At 46.4% G+C, this 2,253-nt stretch carries 2 protein-coding genes; both read left to right on the top strand.

Going from position 1 to position 2,253, the window contains the following annotated elements; all coding sequences use genetic code 11:
- Positions 1–41 precede the first annotated feature (41 nt).
- Positions 42–275 (top strand): hypothetical protein, encoded by a 234-nt coding sequence (locus DDZ16_RS20495; RefSeq protein ID WP_146192276.1) that lies wholly within the window; start codon positions 42–44, stop codon positions 273–275.
- Between the two features lie 344 nt (positions 276–619).
- Positions 620–2,197, top strand: a complete 1,578-nt coding sequence (gene ltrA, locus DDZ16_RS20500; protein WP_109266354.1) for a group II intron reverse transcriptase/maturase — start codon at positions 620–622, stop codon at positions 2,195–2,197.
- Positions 2,198–2,253 lie beyond the last annotated feature (56 nt).

Below are 2,253 nucleotides of genomic sequence, written 5' to 3' on the forward strand. Positions count from 1 at the left end.
TTGCGACACGATGTCGCTCTATATAATTGTTTTACAAGGCAATGGCCTTGATAAAACCTATTGTTCTTCCAATAGTATCCTACCGGGACAACTGGCGTGTGGTGCAGCCACTGCGGGTTGAAGCTCCCGGGATAAGTGTACCAATCACCCGGATTTCGTATCCCATGGGCGTGGCAGGAAACCGCAAGGCAGACTGTCATCGGGGTCTTAGACCGATTAAGGGCATGGATGCGTGGGCAAGGCCAAAATACATAAACATTCCGAAACTGTCGTAAAGGCGTAAGAGCGAAAACTAAGACTGATACGCTCCCTACCAAAATGGTAAACTGACAAGTTATGAGCGTTTAACGCAGCTCATACGAAGATGTTGTTCAGCCGGCAGACAGGATGGGCCTAAACCCACAGATGCTTGTTATTAGAGCGGAACGTGGAAGCCCGGCGCTCTCTCCCACCTGTTTCGGGTAAACAAACGGGATAAAACCATAACCGTAAGGCATTGGGAAACGTCGGACAGAGAGGTTGAATAAAGCGAAGGCCGGTTTGTAACGAGTCGGATAGTGATTGAGCCAAGGCAATATTATCACGGGGCGAAAGCCCGCTGACCTTCAACTGGTGCTTTATGGCAAGAAGCTTTTCAGAACCTGTTAATGAAAGAAAGCAAATGAACGAGGATGCAAATTCATCGTGTGCACTTCCACACCATACGGATAACTGGGCGACCATACAATGGCGCAAAGTCATCCAGTCGGTGAACAGGCTGCAAAGACGCATTGCCAAGGCTGTTAAAGAGAAACGTTGGGGTAAAGCAAAAGCCCTGATACATCTCCTCTCGAAATCATTCTTTGCTAAATTGCTGGCAGTTCTCAGGGTTACCAAAAACAAAGGCGGTAAAACCCCGGGGGTAGATAATCTGGTTTGGCAAGCGCCTGACCAAAAGCTACAAGCTGCCAATTCTCTTGTTGTTAGAGGGTATCGCCCTAAGCCATTGCGCAGAGTTTACATTCTTAAAAAGGACGGGAAGAAAAGACCACTCAGCATTCCCACCATGCACGACAGAGCGATGCAAGCGCTTTTCAAAATCGCTCTCGACCCGTTAGCCGAAACCTTGGCCGACCGTAACTCATACGGTTTTAGAAACAGGCGTTCGTGCAACGATGCGATTGCTCAATGCTTCCTGGCTCTTTGCAGAAAAAACTCAGCACAGTGGATATTCGAGGCAGATATTAAAGCGTGTTTCGATAACATCCGCCACGATTGGATTCTAAAGTATATTCCAAGCAACAAGACCATTCTTCGAAAATGGCTTAAGGCAGGATATATCGAGAAAAAACGCTTGTTCCCTACTGAGAAAGGTACTCCTCAGGGAGGAATCATTTCTCCCCTGATCATGAACATGGTACTTGACGGATTAGAAAAATTAATCGACAGACAATATCCCAGACGGAAAGGTCACAAAGTCAACTTCATCCGATATGCAGATGATTTTGTTATTACAGCGGCCAACAAAGAAGTTATTACCGGGGAAATCATCCCTTTGGTCGAAAACTTCATGCTGGAAAGAGGGCTTCAGCTCTCCCCCGAGAAATCCAAAATTACGCACATCAATAATGGGTTTGACTTTCTCTCCCAGAATGTCCGGAAATTCAACGGAAAACTGGTCATCAGACCGTCTAAACAGTCTGTCCAATCTTTCAAGGACAAAATCAGCAAAATGATCAGGCAATATCGCGGAATTCCCGCACATGCCCTGATACGTATTCTCAATCCAGTTATACGGGGTTGGTCGAACTATCACAAAGGCATTTGCGCCAAAAGGACTTTCGCCAAAGTAGGGTCGTTTATTTGGGAACAGCTTAAACGATGGACAAAATACCAACACGCAAACAAAAACCGTTGGTGGATTTTCCATCGTTACTTCCGAGACTTGCATTTTTCCGACAAGTGCATAACCAAAAACGGAACGGCCGTTCACCGGCTGTATCGAATCGGTTATGTGCCTATACGATACCATGCAAAAATCAAGGGAGACGCCAACCCATGCCTGCAAGAATATGACAAATACTTCTCTGACAGAGCAAAAAGAAGACAAGCATTAGCCAAAGAATGCAGACAAATTACTACTTTTATTGTCAACGACAACAAAAGTAGTAATAACAGCCGGGTCTTCCCTCACCGGGCAGGCTTTAAAAGTGCCTGAGCCGTGTGCCGGGAAACTGGCACGCACGGTTCTTAGGGGGCGTAAGCTACCCGGTT

This window comes from Marinilabilia rubra, from assembly GCF_003121985.1.
Lineage (GTDB): Bacteria > Bacteroidota > Bacteroidia > Bacteroidales > Marinilabiliaceae > Marinilabilia > Marinilabilia rubra.

Bases quoted from the DNA above. Each gene is read 5' to 3' on its own strand.
- DDZ16_RS20495 (WP_146192276.1), top strand. From the start codon at position 42: ATGGCCTTGATAAAACCTATTGTTCTTCCAATAGTATCCTACCGGGAC.
- ltrA (WP_109266354.1), top strand. From the start codon at position 620: ATGGCAAGAAGCTTTTCAGAACCTGTTAATGAAAGAAAGCAAATGAAC.